Source organism: Dactylosporangium sp. NBC_01737 (assembly GCF_035963215.1).
GTDB lineage: Bacteria > Actinomycetota > Actinomycetes > Mycobacteriales > Micromonosporaceae > Dactylosporangium.
On the sequence record NZ_CP109153.1, the window covers coordinates 10,212,760 to 10,234,452 of the forward strand.

Genomic DNA, 21,693 nt, shown 5'->3' on the forward strand with positions numbered 1-21,693 from the left:
GTGTGCGTTGCCGACCCACCCGCACCGATGCGTTGCTCGGTGTCGCCACCTTCTGCCTGGTCGCGGCGGCCGCGGTCACCGACGGCGGGCCGCCCGGCCGGGCTGTGCTCGCCTACGGCTTCGCGGTCGGCTTCGGCGCGCTGCTGCTGTGCAGCGGCCAGTGGCCGGTCCCCGCGCTGCTGGCCACCGCGGTCGGCATCGTCGTGTACTACTCGCTGGATCTCCCGGCGATCGGCCTGGCCGCTCCGACGGCCGCCGTGCTGTACACGGCGGCGGAGCGCGGCAGGGTGTTGCCGGCTGCGGTCGTCGGCGGCGGCCTGCTGGCGCTGTCGGTGGGCATGCGGCTGGTCGAGGGCGACGACGTCTCGATCGTCGTGGGCTTCGACCTCGGCTCCGAGGCCGCGCTGATGCTCGCCGTCATCACCCTCGGCGACGCGGTCCGCAGCAGGAGGTCGCTGCGGGCCGAGATGGCCCGGCAGGCCGCTGCCGCCGCCGAGGACCGTCGCCGGGAGGCCGCCCGGCAGGTCGAGGCCGAGCGGCTGCGCATCGCCAGGGAGGTGCACGACACCCTCGGCCACACGATGTCGGTCATCACCCTGCAGTCGGCGGTGGCACAGGAGGCCCTCGCCGACAACGCACCCGGCCAGGCCAGGACCGCGCTCGCCGCGATCAGCTCAGCCGGTGGCAGCGCGATGGCCGAGCTACGCGCCACCCTGCAGACCCTCCGCCACGACTCCGGCGCCCGCGAACCCGCGCCGGGCTTCGACCAACTGCACACCCTCGTCGACGGCGTGCGCCACAGCGGCCTGCCCGTCGAGCTGCGCGTCACCGGCCACGTCGACGCCCTGCCCGCCGTCGTGGCCACGACCGCTTACCGGATCGTCCAGGAAGCGCTCACCAACACCCTGCGGCACGCACACGCCAGCCAGGTGCACGTCACTGTCCAGGCGACAGGACCCCGGCTGTCGCTCGAGATCGTGGACGACGGCCGAGGCGTACCGCCCGGCGCACCGCTGGACACCAACGGCCAGGGCCTGCGCGGAATGTCCGAGCGGGTCTCACTGCTCGGCGGTACCGTCGAAGCCGGCAACAGCGAGCGCGGCGGATTCCGCGTGCACGCACGCCTGCCGCTGGCCGGGAGCACAGCATGACGGACGTCCGGGTGGTCGTTGTCGACGACCAGCACCTCGTCCGCGCCGGGCTCCGCGCGCTGCTCGACCGCGCACCGGACATCACCGTCGTCGGCGAGGCCGGTAACGGCGCAACGGGTCTGGACACCGTCCGCACCGAGCGACCCGACGTGGTGCTCATGGACGTGCGAATGCCCGGCACGGACGGCATCGAGGCCGCCCGGCGCATCCTGACCGACCCGCAGCTCACCGACGTCCAGGTCGTCATGCTGACCACCTTCGACGACGACGAGTACCTCTTTGAGGCTATCCGCGCCGGCGCGGCCGGCTTCCTCCTCAAGGACACCCCACCCGACGCCCTGCGTGACGCCGTCCGCACCGTGGCCGGCGGCGACGCACTGCTCTCCCCCGCCGTCACCCGGCGCGTCCTTGCCGCCGCGGCCCGCTCCCCCATGGCGGACTCCCGACGGCTCGCCGGGCTCACCGAACGCGAACGTGACGTCCTGACACAGGTCGGCACCGGACGGTCGAACGCGGAGATCGGCGCCGAACTGCACCTCAGCCCGGACACCGCCCGCACCTACGTCAGTCGCCTGCTGACCAAACTCGACGCCCGCGACCGCGCCCAACTCGTGGTCATCGCCTACGAAACCGGACTCGTCATCCCTGGAAGCACCTGACCGGATGCACCATGCGACCTGTGCGGCGGGGCGGGGTGCCCAAGGACCGGATCACCGCGATCACCGGTCGGGTGATGGACGGGGTCAACGAGTATCAGTGGCCGCCTCCGGATCGGCTGCCGCCCTGCAGGTGGGTGTGTCGGTGGATCCAGGTCGCCGTGGTTCATCAAGCTGGGCGGCGCCACGCACATCACGCAGACCTGCCACGGCCGCCGCCTCAGCGATGCCATCGACATGTACGACCGGCGGCACACGGTGCGCGGCCTCGACGCCGTCCTGCGAGCGGCGGTCGCTGGATGGTGGGTGCGGGAGCCGGACGCATTCCAGCCGCCCCTGCCCGGGGACGGCGCCGGTTCCGGGGCGGCCGCCTGAACGCTGCCGCCTCGGACACGACGTCGGCGTTATGCGGCGTGGAGGCGGGCGACGCCCGAGCTCACCGTGTAGCCGGCGACCCTGCGCGCCGTCGTGGTGCGGCTGGTCCGGTCCCGGACGTGGAACCAGTCCATCCGGCACGACTCGGGCCGAACCTCGACACACCGAAACCGTGGCCTTCCAGTTCGGCCCACTGCACGTGCGGGTTCGCCGCGCGGACGAGGGACGCCGCCGCAGGGCCGACGAACCCGGCCGGGATGCCCAGGAAATCGTTGAGGTTGTCGCTGGTGATCGACGGCACGACGAATTCGACCGCCGTCGGTGAGGCCTGCGTCGAGCGGGTGACCAGCTCGTTGTACCCGGTTGCCGGCGCCGACGGTGACCAGGGCCCGCACCCACCGATTCTTCCGGCAACGGGTGCGGTTCGCAGCGTTTTCACCTTCACCGTACGGTGCCCGTCGCAATGCCGCCTGGGTAGCGTCGAGGTCGTGACGGATGTGGTGCTGCCCTGTCTCAACGAGGCGCCCGCGCTGCCCTGGGTACTGTCGCGCATGCCCGCCGGATACCGCCCGATCGTCGCGGACAACGGCTCCACCGACGGCTCCGCGCAGATCGCCGCGGCCCACGGCGCTGTCGTGGTACACGTGCCGCAACGCGGGTTCGGCGCCGCCGCGCACACCGGGCTGCTCGCCGCCACCGCCGACATCGTGTGCATATGCGACGCCGACGGCTCCTTCGACCCCGAGCAGCTGCGCCGGGTCGCGGAGCCGGTCCGGCTCGGCGCCGCCGACCTGGTCCTCGGAAGGCGCCGCCCCACGACGCTGCGGGCCTGGCCGCTGCACGCCCGCCTCGCCAACGCACTGCTCGCCCGGCGGCTGCGCCGCGCGACCGGCGTGCCGGTGCACGACCTCGGGCCGATGCGCGCCGCGCGCCGCGCGGACCTGCTCGCCCTGGACCTGCGCGACCGGCGCTTCGGCTACCCCCTCGAAATGGTCATGGCGGCGGCGCGCGCCGGCTGGCGCATCCAGGAGACCGACGTCGACTACGCTCCCCGCGCTGACGGCACACAATCCAAGGTGACCGGCACGGTGCGGGGCACCGCCCGGGCCGTGCACGACATGGCGAAGGTCCTCGCCAGGTGAGCGTCCAGCTGCTGGTCTTCGCCAAAGCGCCGGTGCCCGGGCGGGTCAAGACCCGGCTGTGCCCGCCCGCAAGCGCCGCGCAGGCCGCCGCGATCGCTGCCGCCGCCCTGGCCGACACCATCGACGTGCTCGACGTGACCCCCGCCGTCCGGCGCACCCTCGTCCTCAGCGGACAGTATCCGGTGCCGCCCGGCTGGCGCACCGTGGCCCAGCACGGCACCGGCCTCGCCCAGCGTCTCGTCCACGCCTACACCGACACCGCCCTGCCGGGCACCGCCACGCTGCTGCTGGGTATGGACACCCCGCAACTGACCACGGTGTTGCTGGGCTCCGCCGTTGAGGCCCTCGACAGCGGCGCCGACGCCGTGCTCGGCCCGGCCCACGATGGGGGCTGGTGGACGCTGGGACTGCCCGACCCGGCGGCCGCCGCCGCACTGCACGACGTACCGATGTCCACCCCCGACACCGGCAGACACACCCTCACCGCGCTGCGCCGTCGTGGTCTGGCCGTCACCCTGATGGGCACCCTGCGCGACGTCGACACCGTCGAGGACGCCTACGCTGTCGCCGAGCAGTGCCACGGTGGCCGCTTCGCCGCCGCCGTCCGGGCCAACCTGCCCGCCCGCGACCCGGCCGCGTCACGCTCCGGCCCCGGTTGGGGATGACCCCGCCGCTGCCGGCCGACGGCCGCGAAACGACGGCCGACAACGCTGGGCCGACAACGCGTGGCCCGCGCTCGATGTGGTGCCGACGACCCGTCCGGCACGGCCTTGCCACCGCGGGTGCGGTGCTGGCCGGCGCCGTGCTCGCCGTGCTGGTGGCCCAGCCGGCCGAGGTGCTGCCGCGACTCGCCGGACCGGTCCGCGCGGTCGTGTTCGTCGGTGGCGCCTGGCTGGTCTTCGCCGCCGGCGGCTGGCTGGTGCGCCGGCTTCCGGTCCGGACCGCAAGCATCCTGATCGTCCTCGGCGGCGCCGCGCTGCCGTTGGCGGCCGCGTCCGCGCCGCCGCGCAGCAGCGACGACATGTACCGCTACATCTGGGACGGCCGGGTACAGGCAGCCGGCATCGACGCCTACCGCTACGTCCCGGCGGCACCCGAGCTGGCTGGGCAACGCGACGACTTCCTGTGGCCCGCACGGGCCACCTGGTGCGTGCCGGCCGATGCCGTCGATCCCGATCGTGGCCGTCCGCTCGCGGCTGGATGCACGCTGATCAATCGGCCGACCGTCCACACCGTCTATCCGCCCGTCGCGCAGGCGCTGTTCTGGGCTACCCAGCAGGTGTCGCCACCGCACAGCCGGGAACGGCCACTCCAGCTGGTGATGACCGCGTTCGCCCTGGCCACGACGATTCTGCTGCTGGTCGGGCTGCGGTCAGGCCGGGCCGATCCGCGGCTGGCGGTCCTGTGGGCGTGGTGCCCGACCGTCGCGCTGGAGGCGGGCAACAACGCCCACGTCGACGTCGTCGCCGTGTTTGTCACCGGCCTGGCCCTGCTGGTCCTCGCCCGGGCGGGCTCCCGCCGCGCCACCGCGCTCGGCGGTGTGCTGCTCGGGCTCGCGGTGGCCACCAAACTCACTCCGATACTCGTCGCGCCCGCCGTGCTGCGCCGGCGCCCGGTCCTCGTCGCCACAGCCACCGCCGCCGCGGTCGCCGTGGTCTACCTTCCTCACCTGGCGGTCGTCGGCGCCGACGCGATCGGATACCTCCCGGGTTACCTCAACGAGGAGGGCTACCTCACCGGTCCACGGTTCGCCCTGCTGACGCTGGTCCTGCCGGACGCCTGGGCCGGGCCTGCCGCGGTCGCCGTCCTCGCCGCCGTCGCGCTGCTGGCTGCCCGCACCGCACAACCCGACCGACCGTGGCTGGCTGCCACCACCATGACCGGTGCTGCCCTCATCGTCGCCGCTCCCAGCTACCCCTGGTACGCGCTGCTGCTCGTGCTGCTCGTCGCCCTGTCCGGTCGCACGGAATGGCTGGCCGTCGCCTTCGCCGCATATCTCGCGCAGTACGCCGCCGGTGTACACCTCGCCACCGGCACCGCGCAGCGCATCGGGTACGGCGCTGCCCTCATCGCAGTCGTGGTGGCCGCCATCCGCCGAAAGCGGGCAAGGGGCTCGGCCTCGGCACCTCCATTCGTCATTGCGGCCCGCCGTGCTGCGGCTCGTCGTCGCCGCGGCCGGGTGCGCGGCGGCGCTCTTGAGTGCCGATGACCCGGCGGGCCCGGCGAAGCGACAGGGCGAAGGCGACCGCTGCCGCGCCGAACAGGACAGCGGTGACCGCCAGCCATCGACCGAGATAGACGTCCAGCGACAGCCCGGTGGCGTCGTGGAATCCGTTGACCATCCTGAAGATCAGGGGGAACCAGACGAGGAGGAGCAGGCCGGACAGGAATGCCGGGACGCGCAGGTAGTTGACCCAGGGCACGGCCGGCAAACGGTCGGCGCGATGGTGCAACACCGATTGGGCCGACCGGTCGGCGATGGTGTACAGGGGGAACAGGATGAGGTCGTGGCCTATCGCTGCGCCGACGAACCAGACGGCCACGCCGAGCGGTTGGACGGCGAAGAGCCGCACGGCCGCATAGGCTGCCACGGCGAAGGAGCAGATGAGCGCGAGCAGATGCAGGGGGTTCGCGCCGTACCAGCGCACGAATCGGGCCATCGTCACGTCCGGAAGGTCAGTGCCGCCACCCATTTGGTGTTGTTCACACCAGGGTTGGCCGGGACGATGACACGGGCGGGGTAGCCGTGGTCGAGCGAGAGCTCCGCGCCGTTCACCCGGAGCGCGAGCAGGGAGCGCGGGTCGCGGATCTGGTTGTCGCGCAGGACAGCGGACCGGAAGGACCCGGTCTGTTGCACGGACTCCACGAGGACGTTCGCCACGTCGGGCGGGCCGACGAGGGCGGCCAGGACGGCAAGCCGTACTCCGCTCCATTGCTGATCTTCGGTGGACCACCCTTCGACGCAGGCGATCGGCAATGCGGAGGTGTGCTGCGGCAGGTTCAGGACCTGTGCCCGGGTCAGGCTCAGTTCGCGATCGTCGCCACGCACCACCAGCCGCCACGTGGTGTCGACGTCGGCAGCGGCGATGCCGACAGCAGCGGCCGTCCTGTTGATCTGGAAGCCGTTGGGCCCGCTGCCGGGGTTGCGGTTGCGGGGCGCCAGCAGCGCCGTGCGCCGAAGCGGTCCCCCGAGACTCTGTCCGACCGTGAGCGCGAACAGGACCAGTGAGCCGGCGCCTACCATCCCCAGTGCGCCCCTGCGTGTCATCGTCGGCGCGGCCGGTTCGGCCGGCACCAGGCCGTCGGGGTCCGGGGGCTCCGGCCGGGTGTGGGACAGGTCGGTGCGCAGTTCGTCGCGCAGTCTGCGAGAGCGCAGGGCACGTGTCATCCGGCCGATCTTCAGGGCCACGTGGGCGACGAACGCGGCGATGAACACCCAGGCGCCGTAGAAGTGCAGGCTGTAGAAGGAGCCGGGAAAGACGTAGAAGAGCTGGATGTTGAGGATCCCGGTCACGAACTCGAAGATCGCCCCACCCACCAGCAGGAGCAGCGACAGCCGTTCCAGGGCCTGCGCGGGGCTACGCACGGGTGGCCAGTCGAACAGCTTTGGGATGACCGACCACAGCTTGGCCAGCAGCACTGGAACGAGTACCACGCCGAGCGTGACGTGGACTCCCTGCGTGAGCCGGTACAGCCAGGCCGGGTGTGTCGGCCAGTCGAACAGGTAGAACCCCAGCAACCCCTTGTCCGGGGTGGTGTCGTTCCCCAGATCGGGGTTGTAGGCGGCGTAGGACAGCAGACCGGTCACGAACACCACCGTGACGCCGGCCAGCAGCAGCAGACCGAACACCGAGGTGAGCCACGGGCCACGGATCGGACTGCGCCAGAACTCGCGACGGAACGGACCTGGTGGCGCAGCGCCTGCGGCGACCTTCCACACCAGCTTCCGGAGCCGGGCTCCCGGCACGGTCCACCGGCGCCGCGCCGGTTCCGCATCTCGTCCGGGTCGCCCCGCCACGCCCGGGCCGGTGTGATCGTCGGGCACTCCGCACCTGCCTTCCGTGCATCGGCCAGAGCCGGACCGATGTTCGCGCCGTCCCTGCAGCCCCTGCCAACCCACGGTTGCCGCCAGGCAGGTAGCCCGTGCCACGGGCCGATGGACGCGCTTCAGCAGGTCATGGCCAGGTCGAGCCCAGCATGCCGCGCCCTACGTGCCCGTTCGGCCGGATGGCAAACGTGATACCGAGTTGAACCGAGGACGGTCAGGCCTGTGGTCACGTCGTACCGTTCGTTGGTATGAGGCTCAGACCGTATGCCGAAGCGGACCGCTGACTGACCATCGAGCTCAACGTGATGGCCCACAATCACCGGGCGATCGGCTTGTATGAGCGCATTGAGCCGCCCCCGCTTTCACGGAGCTGACCTCACCAACGAACCCCTGGGCGCCGCGCCCCCGCAGCGCGGCGCCCAAGCCCCCGCACCCCTGCAAGCTTTCAGGGTGAGGCTTAGCGGCGGCTACGCCGTGACCCGGACCGTCCGGTGCAGGCCAGGCCGCACCGTGATGCGCGACCGGCAGGTCGGGACGCGTCGAACTGCCGGATCCGGCGACGGCGCAGGGCGGCTGGTCGGGCACACCGTTGGTCTTCTGAACCGCCGCTGACGAGGCCCGGCGGCGGCCGTCACCTTGCGTCCAGTTCGGTCGCCTCGCGGGTCGCGCCCAGTGCTGCGTACAGGTCGCGGGCCTCCGTCCACGAGGCGCGGGCCGCTGCGGGGTCGGTCGCCGACTGCGCGTCGCCGAGGGTGCGCAGGGCCGCCGCCAGGAAGGACGGCCATCCTCGGGTCCGCCACAGGCGCACCGACTCCGTCAGATGGGCAAGCGCGTCGGCCTGGCGACCGTCGGCCAGGTCGAACTCGCCCAGCAACCCCAGGGCGTCGGCCACGTGGTGGGACATGTTGTACTCACGGCCCATCGCCAGGGCGGCCTCGGCGGCGGACCGGGCCCGCGGGTCGGCCTGCTTGGAGTACACCCGCGACAAGGCGAGCATCGTCAGCGCCTCCGCGTAGTGGTCGCGGTAGCGCTGGGAGATGGCCCGCGACTCGTCGAGGTAGTCCAGCGCCTCGTCGAGGAGGCCCGCCTCGCCGTGGCCGATGCCGAGGAACTGCAGGACCGTGGCCTCGTAGCGCGGGTTGCCCAGGGCGCGGGCGTCGTCGAGGGCGGCATACAGGTGGTCCAGGATGCCGTCGAAGCGGCCCTGCTCGCGGTACGCGAGGGCGATGGCCACGCGTGCGCGTGCCCGGCCGCCCAGATGACCGGCGTCGGTCGCCAGGCGCAGTCCGCGTTCGGCCGCAGCCAGGGCCGCCGGCAGGGCGCCGCGGGCGGAGAGGCCCCACGAGAGCATGACCTCCGCGTCGGCCATCCCACGTGGCTCGTCCAGGGCGGTGAACATCACCAGCAGCCGTCGACCGTCCGCCTCGAAGGCCGCCATGGCGTCGGCGTTGGTGCTGTTCCAGGTGCGCACCTCGGCCAGGCCGCGGAGCATCACCGCCTCGCCGAGCGTGTTGCCGGTGCCCTGGCACAGCAGCATGACCCGCTCGTTGGTGGCACGCCACGACTCGTACATGCCGCGCAGGTCGAAGTACTTCTCCAGCGAGGCGGCCAGGCCGAACGCCAGGTCGTCGAGGCCGTGCTCGCACGCCTGCCGCACCGAGGCCAGCAGCGCTGATCGTTCGGCGTCGAACCACTCCAGGGGGTCGAAGCGGATCAGCTCGGGCACCGGCGGGCGCGGGGCCGGGCCGGACAGCACTGCGAAGCACGGACCCGGCACGGCGACGGCCATCCGTTCGGCCAGGGCCAGCCATGTGCCCAGGCCGCGGGCCAGCGCGCTCGCGGATTCGACCGGCTCCGCGAGCGAACGGGCGTAGAGCCGGACCAGGTCGTGCAGCCGGTAGCGCACCTGCCCGATCGCGTCGCTGCGAGCGAGCATCAGCAACTGCGCGTCCACGAGCGCGTCGAGGTGATCGATCGCGTCGTCGAGTGGCACCTCCAGCAGGCAGGCGGCCAGCCAGACCGGCACATCGGGCGCGTCGAACAGGCCGAGCATCCGCAGCAGCCGCTGCGGCACGTCGCTCAGGCCGCGGTAGCTCAACGCCAGCGATGCGCGCACCTCCAGGTCGCCGGCGGCGAGCCGGTCGAGGCGGCGGCGTTCGTCGGCGAGCAGCGCGGTGAGGTCGGCCAGGCGCCAGCCCGGCCGGGCGGCGAGCCGGGCGCCGGCGACACGGACGGCGAGGGGCCGTCCGCACAGGTGCACGAGGTCGGCCGCGGTGGCGGGCTCGGCCGCGACCCGGTCCGCGCCAGCGACCTCACTCAGCAGGCGCAGCGCGTCGGTGAGCGCGAAGTCGCCGAGGTCGAACCAGCGGACGCCCTCGACGCCGGCCAGCCGCGCCCGGCCGGTGACGATGACCGCGCAGGTCGCCGAGCCCGGCAGCAGCGGCCGTACCTGGTCCTCGGCGGCGGCGTTGTCGAGCACGACGAGGATGCGCCGCCCGGCGACACGGCTGCGGTACAGCGCGGAGGCCTCGACCGGGTCGTCGGGCACCGCGTGGCTGTCGACGCCGAGCGCGCGCAGGAACCAGCCCAGCACCTCGATCGGCGGCGGCCGGGACGGGTCGTTGCCGCGCAGGTTCACATACAACTGGCCGTCCGGGTATTCGGCGGCCAACCTGTGCGCGACGTGCACCGCGAACGCTGTCTTGCCGACCCCGCCCATGCCCGCGACCCCGACGACGACCAGCGCTTGCTTGCTCGCAGCGAGCAGTTTCCCGGCGGCGGACACCTCGGCCGCCCGCCCGGTGAAGTCGGGGATGTCCGGCGGGAGCAGGGCCGGGACCGGCGCGACCATCGATGGCCGGGCCGCCTCGACCGTCGCGTGCGCCTGCGGCACCTCGCCGCGCAGCACCCGTACGTGCGCGGCCTGCATCTCCTGCGACGGCTCCACCCCGAGCTCATCGACCAGCCGGGCGCGCACCTCGGCGTACAGGCGCAGCGCATCGGCCCGCTCGCCGCCACCGGCCAGCAGGAGCATCAGGCGGGTGTACAGCCCTTCATGGAACGGCTCGTCGCGGGTCAGGTGCCGCAGCGGCGCGACTGCCCGCTCGTACAGCCGCAGCTCGATCGCCAGGTCGGCGAGGCGCAGCGCCGCAGCGAGCCTCTGCTGCCCGAGCGCGGTTGCCGACGGGTGCCCACGCAAGCGGGCGTTGGCGTCGGCGAGCACGGGCCCGCGCCAGCATCGCAATGCCTCCTCGAGCAGGCCCAGCGCCTCCGCCGGCAGCGACGCCTCAACCTTCGTCGCCGCCGCGACCAGCCCGACGAACCGTGTCACGTCCACCGCGTCGTTGCCGATGCGGAGTCGGTACCCGCTGTGCGTCAACGGCAGGACGCCGTCCGCCGAGCGCTGGCCGCGATCCGGCTCCAGGACCGCGCGGAGCCGCCCGACGGCCGCGTGGACCTGGGTCACGGCGGTCTTCGGCGGCCGGGCACCCCATAGGGCCTCGACGATCTCGTCCCGCGACACCGGCCGGCCGGCCTGCAGGGCCAGCAAGCCGAGCAGCCCGCGCTGGGCCGACGTGGCGATCCCGATCGGCTGTCCGCCCCGGGACACCGTCAGCGGACCGAGCACGTCGACCCGGGTCGTCTCGCGCCGCTCGCGGCCGCTGCGGTCGAGCACCTCGAGCAGTTCGCCGAGTTCCTCCGCAGACAGCCCGAGCGCCGCGGCGAGGCGGCGCAGGGACCCGGTGTGCGGGTGCCGCACCCGGTCCCGTTCGATGTCGCGCAGCGCCCGGACGCTGATCCCGCTGCGCTCGGCGAGTGACTCCTGAGTGAGTCCGGCCTTCCGCCGGTGCCGTTCGATGAGCATTCCGACGGAGACCGGACGGTGCCCCGCCTGGGCGGACGACTGCATGCGATACCTCTGGACCGGGTGCCGAACGGCACGACGCCGGCAGAAATCTGCCGGCGCCGATTCTGCCGGTTCACCGGCGCCCGGTCCAATGCGGTCTCGGCGATCATCAGGTGCTGTTGATGTCATGCCGGCAGTGCGCTGAGGTCGTACCGTTCGTTGGTATGAGGCTCAGGCCGTATGCCGAAGAGGACCGCTGGCTGACCATGGAGCTCGAAGGCGATCCCGAGGTCATGCAGCACCTTGGTGGTGCCGCGCCGGACGGGCGGGCCGACCGGGTGCACGAGCAGCGCCTCAACGGCGGCTCCATGGCGTGGTATCGCACCATCTTGGACGGCCCCGGTGATTCGCCTGCGGGCGTGGTGGCCGTGTTTCACAGCACCTGGGGCGGCCGGACGATAGCCGAGCTGGGCATCATGCTGCGGCCTGGGCTTGGGCAGCGGCACGGGCTCGGGGCGGGCGCGGTACGGCTCATCGTCGCTGAGGTACAGGCCTCGAAACTGGTGCGGGAGATCCACGCGTTCATCGGGACCGGGAACAGAGCGGCGGCGGCGGTGGCGCGGCGGACCGGGTTCGTCAAAACCGGTCCGTGTGACGTGGACTACGAAGGCGTCCCGATGCGCTCGGAGCATTGGCTCCTGGACCTGACCGAGACGCCACCGAAGCCCAGTGATGTCAGAGCACCGGGTCCTTGACCGGGCTGAGTGCCGAGAAGGTGGTCTGCAGCCAGGTGAGGACCTCGGCGTACGGCAGGGGCCGGGTGAACAGATAGCCCTGGCCGTAGCCGCAGCCGAGGTCGGCCAGGAGCTCGCGGTGGGCGGCGACTTCGATGCCTTCGGCGACCACGTCGAGGTCCAGGGTGTGAGCCAGTTGGACGATGCCGTTGACCAGGTCATGCTGCCGGCGTGAGGTCCCGATCGTGTCCACGAACGACTTGTCGAGCTTGAGCGCGTCAACAGGGACGCGGTGCAGATAGGACAGCGACGAGTAGCCGGTGCCGAAGTCGTCGATTGAGATCCGTACACCCGCGGAACGCAAGGTGGCCAGGTCGGTGTGGATGTGCTCGTCGTCGCCGAGGAGCAGGCTCTCGGTGATCTCCACCGTGAGGGCGTCGGCGGGTAGCCGGGCCTGCGCCAGCTCGGTGAGGACGCGCTGGACGAAGCCGGGTGAGCGGAACTGACGGACGGAGACGTTGACGCTCATTGTCTGGGCGTGCTGCGGGTACAGCTGGCGGAACTTGACTGCGGCGGCGATGGCGTTGCGCATCACCCAGTCCCCGAGCGGGACGATCAGGCCGCATTCCTCGGCGATCTCGATGAACTCCAGCGGTGGCACCAGACCCAGCGACGGGTGCTGCCAACGCACGAGGGCTTCGCAGCCGTGCGGCCGGCCGGTTCCGAGGTCGACGATCGGCTGGTAGTGCAGGACGAATGCGTCGTCGGCGAGTGCCTGGTCGAGGTCGGCGCGCAGCCGCATGCGGCGCATGGTGTCGGCGTGCATCGCGGACTCGTAACGGCGCCAGCGCTCGCCGGTGCCCTTGGCGCTGTCCAGGGCAACGTCGGCCTCGCCGAGCAGTTGGGCAACGTCGGCCACATCGGCGGCGAGCGCGATGCCGATACTCGGTTGGGCGCTGACCACGCTGCCGCCGACGACGAACGGCGGACGAAATTCGTCGACGATCCGCTGGGCGAGTTCCTCGATCCCAGCGACGTCTGCGGGGGCGATGAGCACGCCGAATTCATCGGCGCCGAGTCGGGTCACGGTTGCTGGGCGCGGGCAGACCTCGACGAGGCGGCGGGCGAAAGCCTGCAACAGCTCGTCGCCGACGTCCTGGCCCATGGTGTCGTTGACGGTTCGGAACCCGTCGATGTCGACGAGCAGTACGGCAACGGAATCGTCGCCTGCGAGGGCGATGTGGACGTGGTCCTGGAACCTCAGGCGATTGCCCAGGCCGGTGAGCGGGTCGAGGTATGCCCGGTCGAGCAGCTCACGTTCGAGGCGGCGACGTTCTGTGACGTCGTGCAGCGTCAGCACCCGCCCGGCGACGGTCGGTTCCGCGGTGAGGTCGCGCACGGTCACCTCGACCTCGGCGGTGCTGCCGTCTGGCCGGGAGATGAGGTGCGGGCGGCCGGCGACGGCAGTGGGGTCGGCGAAGTCCGCCTGATCATCGACGTCGGCCGGTCGGAGCAGGTCTGTGACAGGGCGGCCGTTGATGATGGCGCCGAGCAGCGGCCGGGCCGACGGGCTGGCGTATGTGACGCGGTCATCTTCGCCGACGATGAGGATCACGTCAGCGGCGTTCAGCACCAGGGTTCTGAAGTATGCCTCGCTGTCCCGCCGAGTGATCTCTCGGTTCAACACGATGTGGTCGATCATGCTGGCCGCCTGTCCGGCGAGGACGCGACCTGACTCCTGCAGCGTGATCAGGGCACGCTCGTGGGCTGCCACCCACAGTTCGCCGAGGCGGACACCGCCGATCGACAGCGGACAGTGCAGCGCCAGCTCGAAGCCGTCCAGCTCGCGGGCCAGGCCGGCGCGGCCGCCCTTCAGCTGGGCAACGTAGCGCATGCTCATCGATGGGTCCCGGTCTTCAGCGGCGGGCACGGCGCCCGGCGGGTGAACGACGAGGACTGTGCGGTGGGCGGTCCCGCTGCGCAGCAGGGCGCTGACCGCCTGTTTGACGACTCGTTCGACGGCAACCACATCGGTCGCCGACAGTAGGGCCTCGCAGGCTCGGCGCAGTTCCCGCTCGCGGGTCAGGGCGTGTCCGACGCTGCGGGCTGCGAGCCAGACCCGGCTCAGCGACAGTGCGACGAGTGCGGCCGAACCGACGGAGATGACGAGGCCGTTGCGGACCGGCCCGGACAGCGCCTCGGCGAACAGGATGCCGGGCGCGACGAGCGAGGCGATGCCAAGTGCTGCCCGTCGGGGCTTGAGTTCGGTGGTGCCGATGACTCGTGGTTCAGTGAGCTGGACCATTGACGGGTGCAGTGCGGCGAGACCACCGGTCGCGAAGAAGAGGATCCAGCCGAGATCGACGAAACTGCCGAGGCCCCAATCGCCGTTGAGGCGACGCAGGCTGAAAACGACGTCGGAGACGAGGAGCACCGCTCCGGAGGTCAGCAGTAGCGCCACGCTCCAGCTGCGCCGCGCCGACAGCGCCATCCGCACCATGATCGAGAGCAGGAGGACGTCGCAGAGCGGATAGGCGATGGAGACGGCTTTCTGGGCGGTGTTCAGGCCGGGGTCGCCCAGGTAAGGGTCAATGAGGAATACCCAGGCGAGGAGGCCGGCGCCGGCGGTGAAGATGAGCGAGTCGATGACGGTTACCCAGTCGCGGTTCACCGCGCCGGAGCGGCTCAGCCGCAGCAGGCCGAGCAGCAGCAGCGGGAACGTGGTGCCGAGCGACACTGCGTCGACGATCGAGGGGTACGCTGTGGACTGCAGCACGTCGGTCTGCACGACCGCGGTCGCCGTGCCGATTGCGAGCATGAGCGAGCCGGCAGCCCACAGCAACCAGGACAGACGGTGGCGGGGCCGGTGCCGGACGACGCCGTACATCATGGCGGCGAGCGTGCTCAGCACCAGGCCGGCAAAGCAGAGCAGACCGGCCGCGGGCAGCAGGACATAACCGACGGCGAGGGTCAGCGCACACAGCGCATATGCCCACGTCACCTGCCTTGTCACGCTCGCTCCTTCGTCGCTCCGAGCTACTGTCTCCGCTGATCGCCAAGCGGGCAAGTACCGGCCGCCTGCATCCTCATCGGCGCAGGACGTCGCCGGGTGAAGGTTCCGGCTGATCTGGCAAGGTGCCGATATGGACTTTGCCTGGCTTGAGGTGACCACTCTGGCCGAACGGCCGGACCGACTACCACTGACCGCGCAGTTCGACGACCCGACTGTCGCGCCGTTCCTGTATCAGGATCCGGTCTCCGCTGCGTTGTTCCCCGAGCTGGTGGCGCGGCACCCGGAGTACACGCTGCTCGCCATTGAGCGCGGCACCGGCCGCCCCGCAGCGATGCTGTGCACCCTGCCGTTCACTGCCGGCGAGGCCCTGCCACTCGGCGGCTACGACGCGGTACTGCTCGCCGCGGCCGCCGACACGCTCGCTGGGCGGGCCGGGCCGGACGTGTCGGCGCTGTTCGCCACGGTGCGTCCCGATCTGCGTGGCCGCGGAGTATCCGCGCACCTGCTGGCGCTGGCGCGACGCAATACAGCGCGGCTCGGGCACACCGCGCTGCATGCGCCGGTCCGCCCGACGCACAAACATCTCCAGCCGTTGGTGCCGCTGGAGGTCTACATCACCCGACGCCGCCCGGACAGCTCCGCCGAGGACCCTTGGCTGCGAGTGCACGAGCGCGCCGGCGGCCGCTTCGTCGCCGTTGCGCCGTACTCGATGACCATTACCGCGGGCCTGGAGCAGTGGCGGGAGTGGACCGGACAACCATTCGACGTGCCGGGGCCGGTCGTGGTCGACGGCGGCCTGGGGCCGGTGCTGTGCGATCCCGAGCGGGGCATCGCCACATACATCGAGGCGAACGCCTGGTACCGGCACGACCTCTAGCGCCGCCACCTGACGTTCACCGGGATGGTGGTGTTGTGCTTCCTTACCCCACGCTGTCTCGGCCGGTTACGGCTGCGGCCGGGCGTCAGCCGACGACGACCCGGTTCCGGCCGCCCTGCTTCGCCCGGTAGAGCGCCGCGTCGGCCCGGGCGAGCGCGTCTTCGACGATGCTGTCGGTCGTTTGCAACTGGGTGACGCCGACGCTGACCGTGACCTCGAGCCGGCCGGTCCGGGTCGGGATCGGCGTGACCGTGACGGCGTGCCGGAGCCGCTCGGCGAGGTGCGCCGCGTCGGCCGCGGTCGTCCCCGGCAGCAGCAGCACGAACTCCTCGCCGCCATAGCGGCCCAGCAGGTCGTCGTGGCGCAGCACGCCTCGTAGGCGCGCGGCGACCTCCTTGATGACATCGTCGCCGACGGCGTGGCCGTGGGCGTCGTTGACCCGCTTGAAGTGATCGATGTCCACCATGATCGCCGCGGTCGGCTCGTCGCCGCGGACGGCCGCGGTGAACCGCGCCGCGCTCAGCTCGAAGAACGTCCGCCGGTTGTGCAGGCCGGTCAGTGGGTCGGTGCTGGCCAGCCGCTGCACCTGGCAGTACAGCACCGCGTTGTCGTAGGCGACCATGCCCTGCTCGGCGAGAGCGTTCGCGACGCGGAACTGCCCGTCGTCGTACCGGTCGCCGGCGGAGAGCAGCAGCAGGCCGACCCGCCGTTCCCGGCTGGTCAACGGGATCGCCAGCCAGGCCCGCGCCGCCGGCAGCAGGGCGACGACCGGCGCATCAGGACCGTCCACCACACCGAAGCGGGGCCGCCGGATCTCGTCGCAGGCGGCGCCCAGCCACGAACCCCGCGAGCAGCAGCCAGATCGTGGACACGATCAGCAGCGGGTTGGTGGGCAGGCGGTGCCCCGCTTCGGCCAGGGCTCGCCGGACCGTGCTGACCGCCTCCGCCGCCGCGAAGTCATGCTGTTGAGCCTCGGCGACGAGGCCGAGCAGCTCGGCGCGGCGGACCGGATCGGGCTCACCCGCACACGCCGCCTCCAGGCTCAGCCGTGCGGCGTCGAACGGGCGGGTGCCGGTGAGACACTCGAAGAGCACCACGCCCAGCGAATACAGGTCAGCGCGGCCGTCGACGGTACGACTGAGCATGCCGGTCTGCTCCGGCGCGCAGTACGCGAACGTGCCGGCGGTCTCGTCGTGCGCAGAGCGCTGGCTGTGCACCGCGAGCCCGAAGTCGACCAGCTTCGGTTGATCACCGGCGATCACCATGATGTTCTGCGGTTTGACATCGCGGTGCACGACCCCGACCCGGTGCGCCGCGGCGAGCGCGCCGGCCAGATCGGCGGCGAGCCGGATGGTCCGCGGCACCGGCAGCGGACCGGCGTCAAGGATCTCCGTCAGCGAGCGCCCGTCCAGCAACTCCATGACCAGGTAGGGCGTACCGTCGACAGCACCCACCTCATAGACCCGCCCGACGCAGGGATCATCCACACAGGCCAGCAGGCCGGCCTCACGACGGATCGCCGCAGCCGCATCCTCCTGCCCGGGAAGGTCACTGCGCAGCATCTTCAGGGCATAGTCACAGCCGTCGCGCCGGGCACGGAAGACGATCGCGTGGGCGCCTCGACCGATCTCATCGAGGATCTCCAGCCCGTCGACAGCCAACGCTCGGGTCGAGCTGCCGACCATCGCCACCTCCGTGTCCCCGCCGCCGGTGTACGGCGACAGCTCGCGTGCCCTGGTGCCGTCCTGTCCAGTCGGCAGTCCTCAGCCCGACCTGAGCCGAAACGCCTCGCGCCGGCGAAGCTCCCTGCTGGCCAGCGACAACCACCGCACGCATTGGGCAGCATGCGACCTCCTCGTGGATCGCCTGCGCGGTCAGCCGTCCCCACGGATACGGCGGTGTGGCCGGCGTACGCGAGCGGACGCGGCCCGAACGGTCCTGGCATCGCGGCGCCGTCGCCGACGACGGCGTCCCGACCGGGACAGCGACGGGGAACCGGACGAAGAAGTCCGGGCCATGCCGCCGCCGATGGCACCCGTCATACCAGCGCAGCCAGAACGGCTGAGACGAGTACCCGACCACGCCAGAATCGAAGTCCAACAGCATCGCGTGGTCCGTTCCAGCCGCGACTCATACCCCACATGCCGCCGGGAAGTAGCCGACCACCGCAGACCCTGGAAATGGGCCTGACCTCACACCGACGGGAACGACCGCACCGGCGGCGCGTCCTCGAACCGCACATCCCAACGTCAACAGGCTGCCCAGCCGGACCCGGCCATGGCCATGGCCATGACAATCAGCCATAGAGGTCCAATCCGTCACCCGTTGGCGACAGCCCCCACGACTCGAGAATGACAGATCACTGGTGCGGCCATGGCGGACGCCGGCCGATGGGCCAGCGTGGTCTTGCCCGATCCGGGCAGCCCGTTGACCAGGACGAGACAGCCCGCCATGCCGCGTACCGGGTGGTGACGCCGGGGGTCACGGGCTTCCTGCCGGCCTCGGTGAACGCGCCGGGCGCCGGGATGGCACGCCGTGCTCCTGTCCGGCGGGGCGGCGCGGCATCGGGTCCTACACCTCCGGATCCCAGGCGATGAGCTGGTCGAAGATGCCCCGGTCGCCCTCGATCCGCAGCGACTCCATCAAAATCCGGCCGTAGAAGAACATGACCAGCTCGTTGGCGGTGCCCCAGGCGGCGACGTCCGCCGCCTCCGGGCCCTCCCCGGCGGCAGCGCCGCGCGGGAGCCGGGCGGCGCGCGCGCCGTCGGCGGAGAGCCAGAGGCGCCAGGAGTGCCCCTCGGTGGCGTGGTAGTCGACGACCGCCGGCTGGTGCGGCCACGGGGCCGCCGTCGCGCAGCAGGTGGTCAGGAACTCGTCGACCCCGTCGAGCGCCACCTCGCCGGACAGCGGCTGCGCGGCGCCCACCGCGACGTGGGCGTCGTAGGTGTGCACGGCGAGCTGCTGGAGCTGATGCCGGGCGACGGCACCGCTGGTCTGCGGCGACTGCGACGTGCCCCACCACGTCCAGCAGCCACGGTCCGGTCCGGCCTCCCGCAGCGCGTCCAACAGCTCCCGCACCGAGGCGGCGAACCAGGCCAGCACGGCCTCACGCTCCCGCGGCGCCACCGGGGCGGAAACGGCCGCAGGAGCGTCGGCAGGCCCCGCGGCGACGATGGCGGCCCATTTGTGACGCCCCTCCACCAGATGCTGCACCAGGTCGAACAACGTCCACTCGGGGCACGTCGGCACCCGCACGTCCAGGCTGGACGCAGCAGCGACCGCGGCCTGGAAGGCAGTCGATCGTTCGTCCATCAGGCGCAGCAGGTCGGCGAACTCCAAAGTCTTTTCCACCGCGGCTTTGTATCACCACACACCGACAACCGACAGCGGGTTTCACCGCCGGCGCGGCCGTGCGGTGCGATGATCGGGTTTGTGTCGATGGGTGACAACAGCGACGAGCGGGACGGGCTCGAGGATCAGCGCCCGTCGGACGCGATCGTCGCGTTCCTCGGAGTGGGCTTGCCGTCGCCGCCGTCGCGAGCGGCGATGGTGTCGGCGTTGGCCGACGCGCGTCGTGCGGTGAAGGAGCAGTGCCGTGACGCTGCAGTTCGTGCGGGAGTCGCGCCCGGCGAGCGGCGCAACCGAGCCGCCCGTTCCGGTGTTCGAGCAGCCGGAGCTACCTGGGCAGTGTGACGAGCAGCGCCTCGGCGTCACGGGCGCACGACCGCAACCGGCCGGCGCGCTGCCGGGTCGCCTCGATGCGGGTGGTGAGCTCATGCAGCTGGGCGCGGTGGCGCTGGTCGTGGCGCCGGACGGCGGCGAGGTCGGCCGACAGGAGCCGGTTGATGTGGTTGACCCAGTGCTCCAGGTGCCGGCCGACCTGGTTGAGCTGGTCGTAGGCGTGCCGGCTCAGCTGCGCCCGGGCAGCGGCGAGGTCCCGGGCGGCGAGGTCGGCGATGCTGCCCAGCGCGAGGCTCCAGCCCTGCTTGATCCGGTGCGACAGGCCCGAGATCCGGCGCTTCGCCGCGGCGGTGGTGCGTACGTCCGGACGCAGCACGCGGTCGTCGAGCAGGATCGGTGACAGCAGGCCGGGGATGACGAACTTGCGGCGCAGCTCCTTGTGATGCTCCTCGGCGACGCTGCGGATACCGGTCACCGCTCGGTGCAGGGCATCGGGGTACTCCTCGGCGAGGTACCGGCGGAAGTCCTTGTCCCTGCGCAGCTGGTCGATGCTGCTCAGCAACGTGGTGCGCTCGCTGGCGACGGCGGTGCGGATGCTGCCGACCGCCCGGGCGACGGCGGTGCGGGCCGCGGCGTGGCCGGCGAGATTGGAGCGGCCCCGCTGGCGGGCCTCGTCGGCGTGGCGTTGCAGTTCCTCGTGCTCCAGCCGCAGCTCCTGCGACCGTTGCGCGCAGAACCGGGCCAGGTCCCCGATGACGGCGGCAGACATCCGGCCGCGGGCGAGCCAGGTGTCGCGGTCGACGCCGGCGCCGCCGAGATGCTCGACCTGCTTCCACAGGTCCTCCACCTGATGCCGAAGCTGCGGCGGCGCCTGCCGGGACAACGCCAATGGCAGGATGGACGGCATCGCCGCGGGGTCGGTCTCCAGTTCCTCGGTGAGCAGGGCGGCGGCCCGGCGGTGCGAGACGGCGACGAAGTCCTCGACGAGAGCGGGGGTCGCCTCGTCGAAGTCGTGGTCGGCGAGGTGGCTGCGCAGGGCGCGGTCGGCGTGGGTGAGGCCGACGACGAGCCGCACACGGTCGTAGCCCGCGAGGATCGGGCGGACGGCGGCGAGCGCGTCGTGGCTCGGGGGGCTGTCGGGTCTGCGGGCGTCGAGCAGTACGACGAGGATGTCCGGGCGCCGCTGCAGCAGCTCGGCCGACAGCTGGTCGTGCAGCGGTGACGGGGAGCCGAACCCGGCGGTGTCGATGACGGTGACCCCGTCGAGCCGGGGGTGCGGCAGCCGGCACACGGCACGGGACACCCGCAGCGCCTGCACTGGATCGGTGACGGCGGTGGCGAAGGCGCGGGCGTCGTCGTCATCGGTGAGGTCGAAACGCAGCGGCGGTACCTGTGCGAAGGTCACGTCGATCCGGCCGGTCCGCCAGGCAGCCTGTGGGGCTCGTAAAACGGGTTCGGTTACGCTGCCTGCGAATATTCGTTGATGATGCCGCCGAGGATCGGGTGTCGTTGGACTCGGGCGGTGGTGAGGTCGACGACCTGCGGCCGCGGGTTCGGTGGTCGCTGGTCGAGTGATCGGTGTGGCCTGTGGCCGTTGTAGTGCGCGGTGTACTCGTCAAGGACGCTCGCCAGGTGCCGTTCGCCGGCGATGAGGATCCGGTCGGTGTACTCGCGCCGTACGGTGCCGACCCAGCGTTCCGTGTAGGCGTTCGCCCGTGGGGCTTGTGGTGGTGTGCGGAGCACGTCGATGCCCGCTGCGGTGAACACCATATCGAACGCGGTGGTGAACTTGGTGTCCCGGTCGCGCAGCAGGAACCGCAGTTCGTCGGCGCGTTGGTCGAGGTTCATGAGCAGGTTCCTGGCCTGCTGCGCCGCCCAGGCGCCGGTCGGGTGGGCGGTGACGCCGACGATGTGAACCTGCCGGGTGGCGAGTTCGACGAAGAACAGCACGTAGATCCGCTTCAGGAACACGGTGTCGACGGTGAAGAAGTCGCAGGCGAGGATCGTGTGGGCCTGGGCGGTGAGGAACTGTTTCCAGGTCGGTCCGGTTCGGCGGGGTGCCGGGTCGACGCCGGCGTGGTGCAGGATCTTCCAGACGGTGCTGGCCGCGATCTGGTAGCCCAGACGAGCCAGCTCGCCCTGCACGCGGCGGTGGCCCCAGGTCGGATT

Annotated in this window: 18 protein-coding genes; 9 read left to right on the forward strand and 9 right to left on the reverse strand. The window is 71.7% G+C overall.

From position 1 onward, the window contains the following. Positions 1-2 precede the first annotated feature (2 nt). The 6 genes from OHA72_RS46865 (at position 3) to OHA72_RS46890 (ending at position 5,533) form a co-directional block, all read left to right on the forward strand. Positions 3-1,151 carry a sensor histidine kinase gene (locus tag OHA72_RS46865; RefSeq protein WP_327002575.1) on the forward strand — a complete coding sequence of 383 codons (1,149 nt, stop codon included), beginning with the start codon at positions 3-5 and terminating at the stop codon, positions 1,149-1,151. Then, positions 1,148-1,810 carry a response regulator gene (locus tag OHA72_RS46870; RefSeq protein WP_327002576.1) on the forward strand — a complete coding sequence of 221 codons (663 nt, stop codon included), beginning with the start codon at positions 1,148-1,150 and terminating at the stop codon, positions 1,808-1,810. Before OHA72_RS46865 ends, OHA72_RS46870 begins: the two co-directional genes overlap by 4 nt. Before the next feature lie 234 nt (positions 1,811-2,044). Beyond that, positions 2,045-2,182, forward strand: a complete 138-nt coding sequence (locus OHA72_RS46875) for a hypothetical protein (protein ID WP_327002577.1) — start codon at positions 2,045-2,047, stop codon at positions 2,180-2,182. Between the two features lie 488 nt (positions 2,183-2,670). Next, a complete protein-coding gene (locus tag OHA72_RS46880) occupies positions 2,671-3,324 on the forward strand; it encodes a glycosyltransferase family 2 protein (RefSeq protein ID WP_327011796.1) in 654 nt (217 codons plus the stop codon). Then, positions 3,321-3,989 (forward strand): TIGR04282 family arsenosugar biosynthesis glycosyltransferase, encoded by a 669-nt coding sequence (locus tag OHA72_RS46885; RefSeq protein ID WP_327002578.1) that lies wholly within the window; start codon positions 3,321-3,323, stop codon positions 3,987-3,989. The genes OHA72_RS46880 and OHA72_RS46885 overlap by 4 nt, the downstream gene beginning before the upstream one ends. A gap of 122 nt (positions 3,990-4,111) precedes the next feature. Beyond that, the gene (locus tag OHA72_RS46890) at positions 4,112-5,533 is read left to right on the forward strand and encodes a glycosyltransferase 87 family protein (protein ID WP_327002579.1); all 1,422 of its coding nucleotides are present in this window, start codon (positions 4,112-4,114) and stop codon (positions 5,531-5,533) included. Here OHA72_RS46890 and OHA72_RS46895 read toward each other — a convergent pair. The 3 genes from OHA72_RS46895 to OHA72_RS46905 all read right to left on the reverse strand — a co-directional run bounded on the left by OHA72_RS46895 (position 5,460) and on the right by OHA72_RS46905 (position 11,282). Next, entirely contained in the window at positions 5,460-5,984 is a 525-nt protein-coding gene (locus OHA72_RS46895) for a hypothetical protein (protein ID WP_327002580.1), read from the reverse strand. The genes OHA72_RS46890 and OHA72_RS46895 overlap by 74 nt on opposite strands. Positions 5,985-5,986: 2 nt before the next feature. After that, positions 5,987-7,174 (reverse strand): molybdopterin-dependent oxidoreductase, encoded by a 1,188-nt coding sequence (locus tag OHA72_RS46900; protein ID WP_327002581.1) that lies wholly within the window; start codon positions 7,172-7,174, stop codon positions 5,987-5,989. Between the two features lie 829 nt (positions 7,175-8,003). After that, positions 8,004-11,282: a BTAD domain-containing putative transcriptional regulator gene (locus OHA72_RS46905; RefSeq protein ID WP_327002582.1), complete on the reverse strand. Its 3,279-nt coding sequence runs from the start codon at positions 11,280-11,282 to the stop codon at positions 8,004-8,006. A gap of 161 nt (positions 11,283-11,443) precedes the next feature. Here OHA72_RS46905 and OHA72_RS46910 point away from each other — a divergent pair, with 161 nt between their 5' ends. Beyond that, positions 11,444-11,974 (forward strand): GNAT family N-acetyltransferase, encoded by a 531-nt coding sequence (locus OHA72_RS46910; protein ID WP_327002583.1) that lies wholly within the window; start codon positions 11,444-11,446, stop codon positions 11,972-11,974. Here the strand turns inward: OHA72_RS46910 and OHA72_RS46915 are convergent. Then, complete coding sequence (locus tag OHA72_RS46915) at positions 11,955-14,966, reverse strand: putative bifunctional diguanylate cyclase/phosphodiesterase (protein ID WP_327002584.1); 3,012 nt, start codon at positions 14,964-14,966, stop codon at positions 11,955-11,957. The two genes, OHA72_RS46910 and OHA72_RS46915, sit on opposite strands and share 20 nt — an antisense overlap. 130 nt (positions 14,967-15,096) lie before the next feature. Between OHA72_RS46915 and OHA72_RS46920 the strand changes: the two genes are divergently transcribed. Beyond that, the gene (locus OHA72_RS46920; protein WP_327002585.1) at positions 15,097-15,843 is read left to right on the forward strand and encodes an N-acetyltransferase; all 747 of its coding nucleotides are present in this window, start codon (positions 15,097-15,099) and stop codon (positions 15,841-15,843) included. Positions 15,844-15,928: 85 nt separating this feature from the next. Here the strand turns inward: OHA72_RS46920 and OHA72_RS46925 are convergent, their stop codons facing one another. The 3 genes from OHA72_RS46925 to OHA72_RS46935 all read right to left on the reverse strand — a co-directional run bounded on the left by OHA72_RS46925 (position 15,929) and on the right by OHA72_RS46935 (position 19,194). After that, positions 15,929-16,633: a GGDEF domain-containing protein gene (locus OHA72_RS46925; protein ID WP_327002586.1), complete on the reverse strand. Its 705-nt coding sequence runs from the start codon at positions 16,631-16,633 to the stop codon at positions 15,929-15,931. Next, entirely contained in the window at positions 16,620-17,528 is a 909-nt protein-coding gene (locus OHA72_RS46930) for a serine/threonine-protein kinase (protein WP_327002587.1), read from the reverse strand. Before OHA72_RS46930 ends, OHA72_RS46925 begins: the two co-directional genes overlap by 14 nt. A gap of 886 nt (positions 17,529-18,414) precedes the next feature. Beyond that, on the reverse strand, positions 18,415-19,194 hold the full coding sequence (locus tag OHA72_RS46935) for a maleylpyruvate isomerase family mycothiol-dependent enzyme (protein WP_327002588.1): 780 nt from the start codon (positions 19,192-19,194) through the stop codon (positions 18,415-18,417). Between the two features lie 69 nt (positions 19,195-19,263). Here OHA72_RS46935 and OHA72_RS46940 point away from each other — a divergent pair, with 69 nt between their 5' ends. Continuing rightward, the gene (locus OHA72_RS46940; protein WP_327002589.1) at positions 19,264-19,536 is read left to right on the forward strand and encodes a hypothetical protein; all 273 of its coding nucleotides are present in this window, start codon (positions 19,264-19,266) and stop codon (positions 19,534-19,536) included. On the opposite strand, the gene OHA72_RS46945 is transcribed toward OHA72_RS46940, so the two are convergent. Next, positions 19,520-20,929 carry a GTPase family protein gene (locus tag OHA72_RS46945; RefSeq protein ID WP_327002590.1) on the reverse strand — a complete coding sequence of 470 codons (1,410 nt, stop codon included), beginning with the start codon at positions 20,927-20,929 and terminating at the stop codon, positions 19,520-19,522. The genes OHA72_RS46940 and OHA72_RS46945 overlap by 17 nt on opposite strands. Before the next feature lie 53 nt (positions 20,930-20,982). Then, positions 20,983-21,669, reverse strand: a complete 687-nt coding sequence (locus OHA72_RS46950; protein WP_327002591.1) for an integrase core domain-containing protein — start codon at positions 21,667-21,669, stop codon at positions 20,983-20,985. Positions 21,670-21,693: the final 24 nt, after the last annotated feature.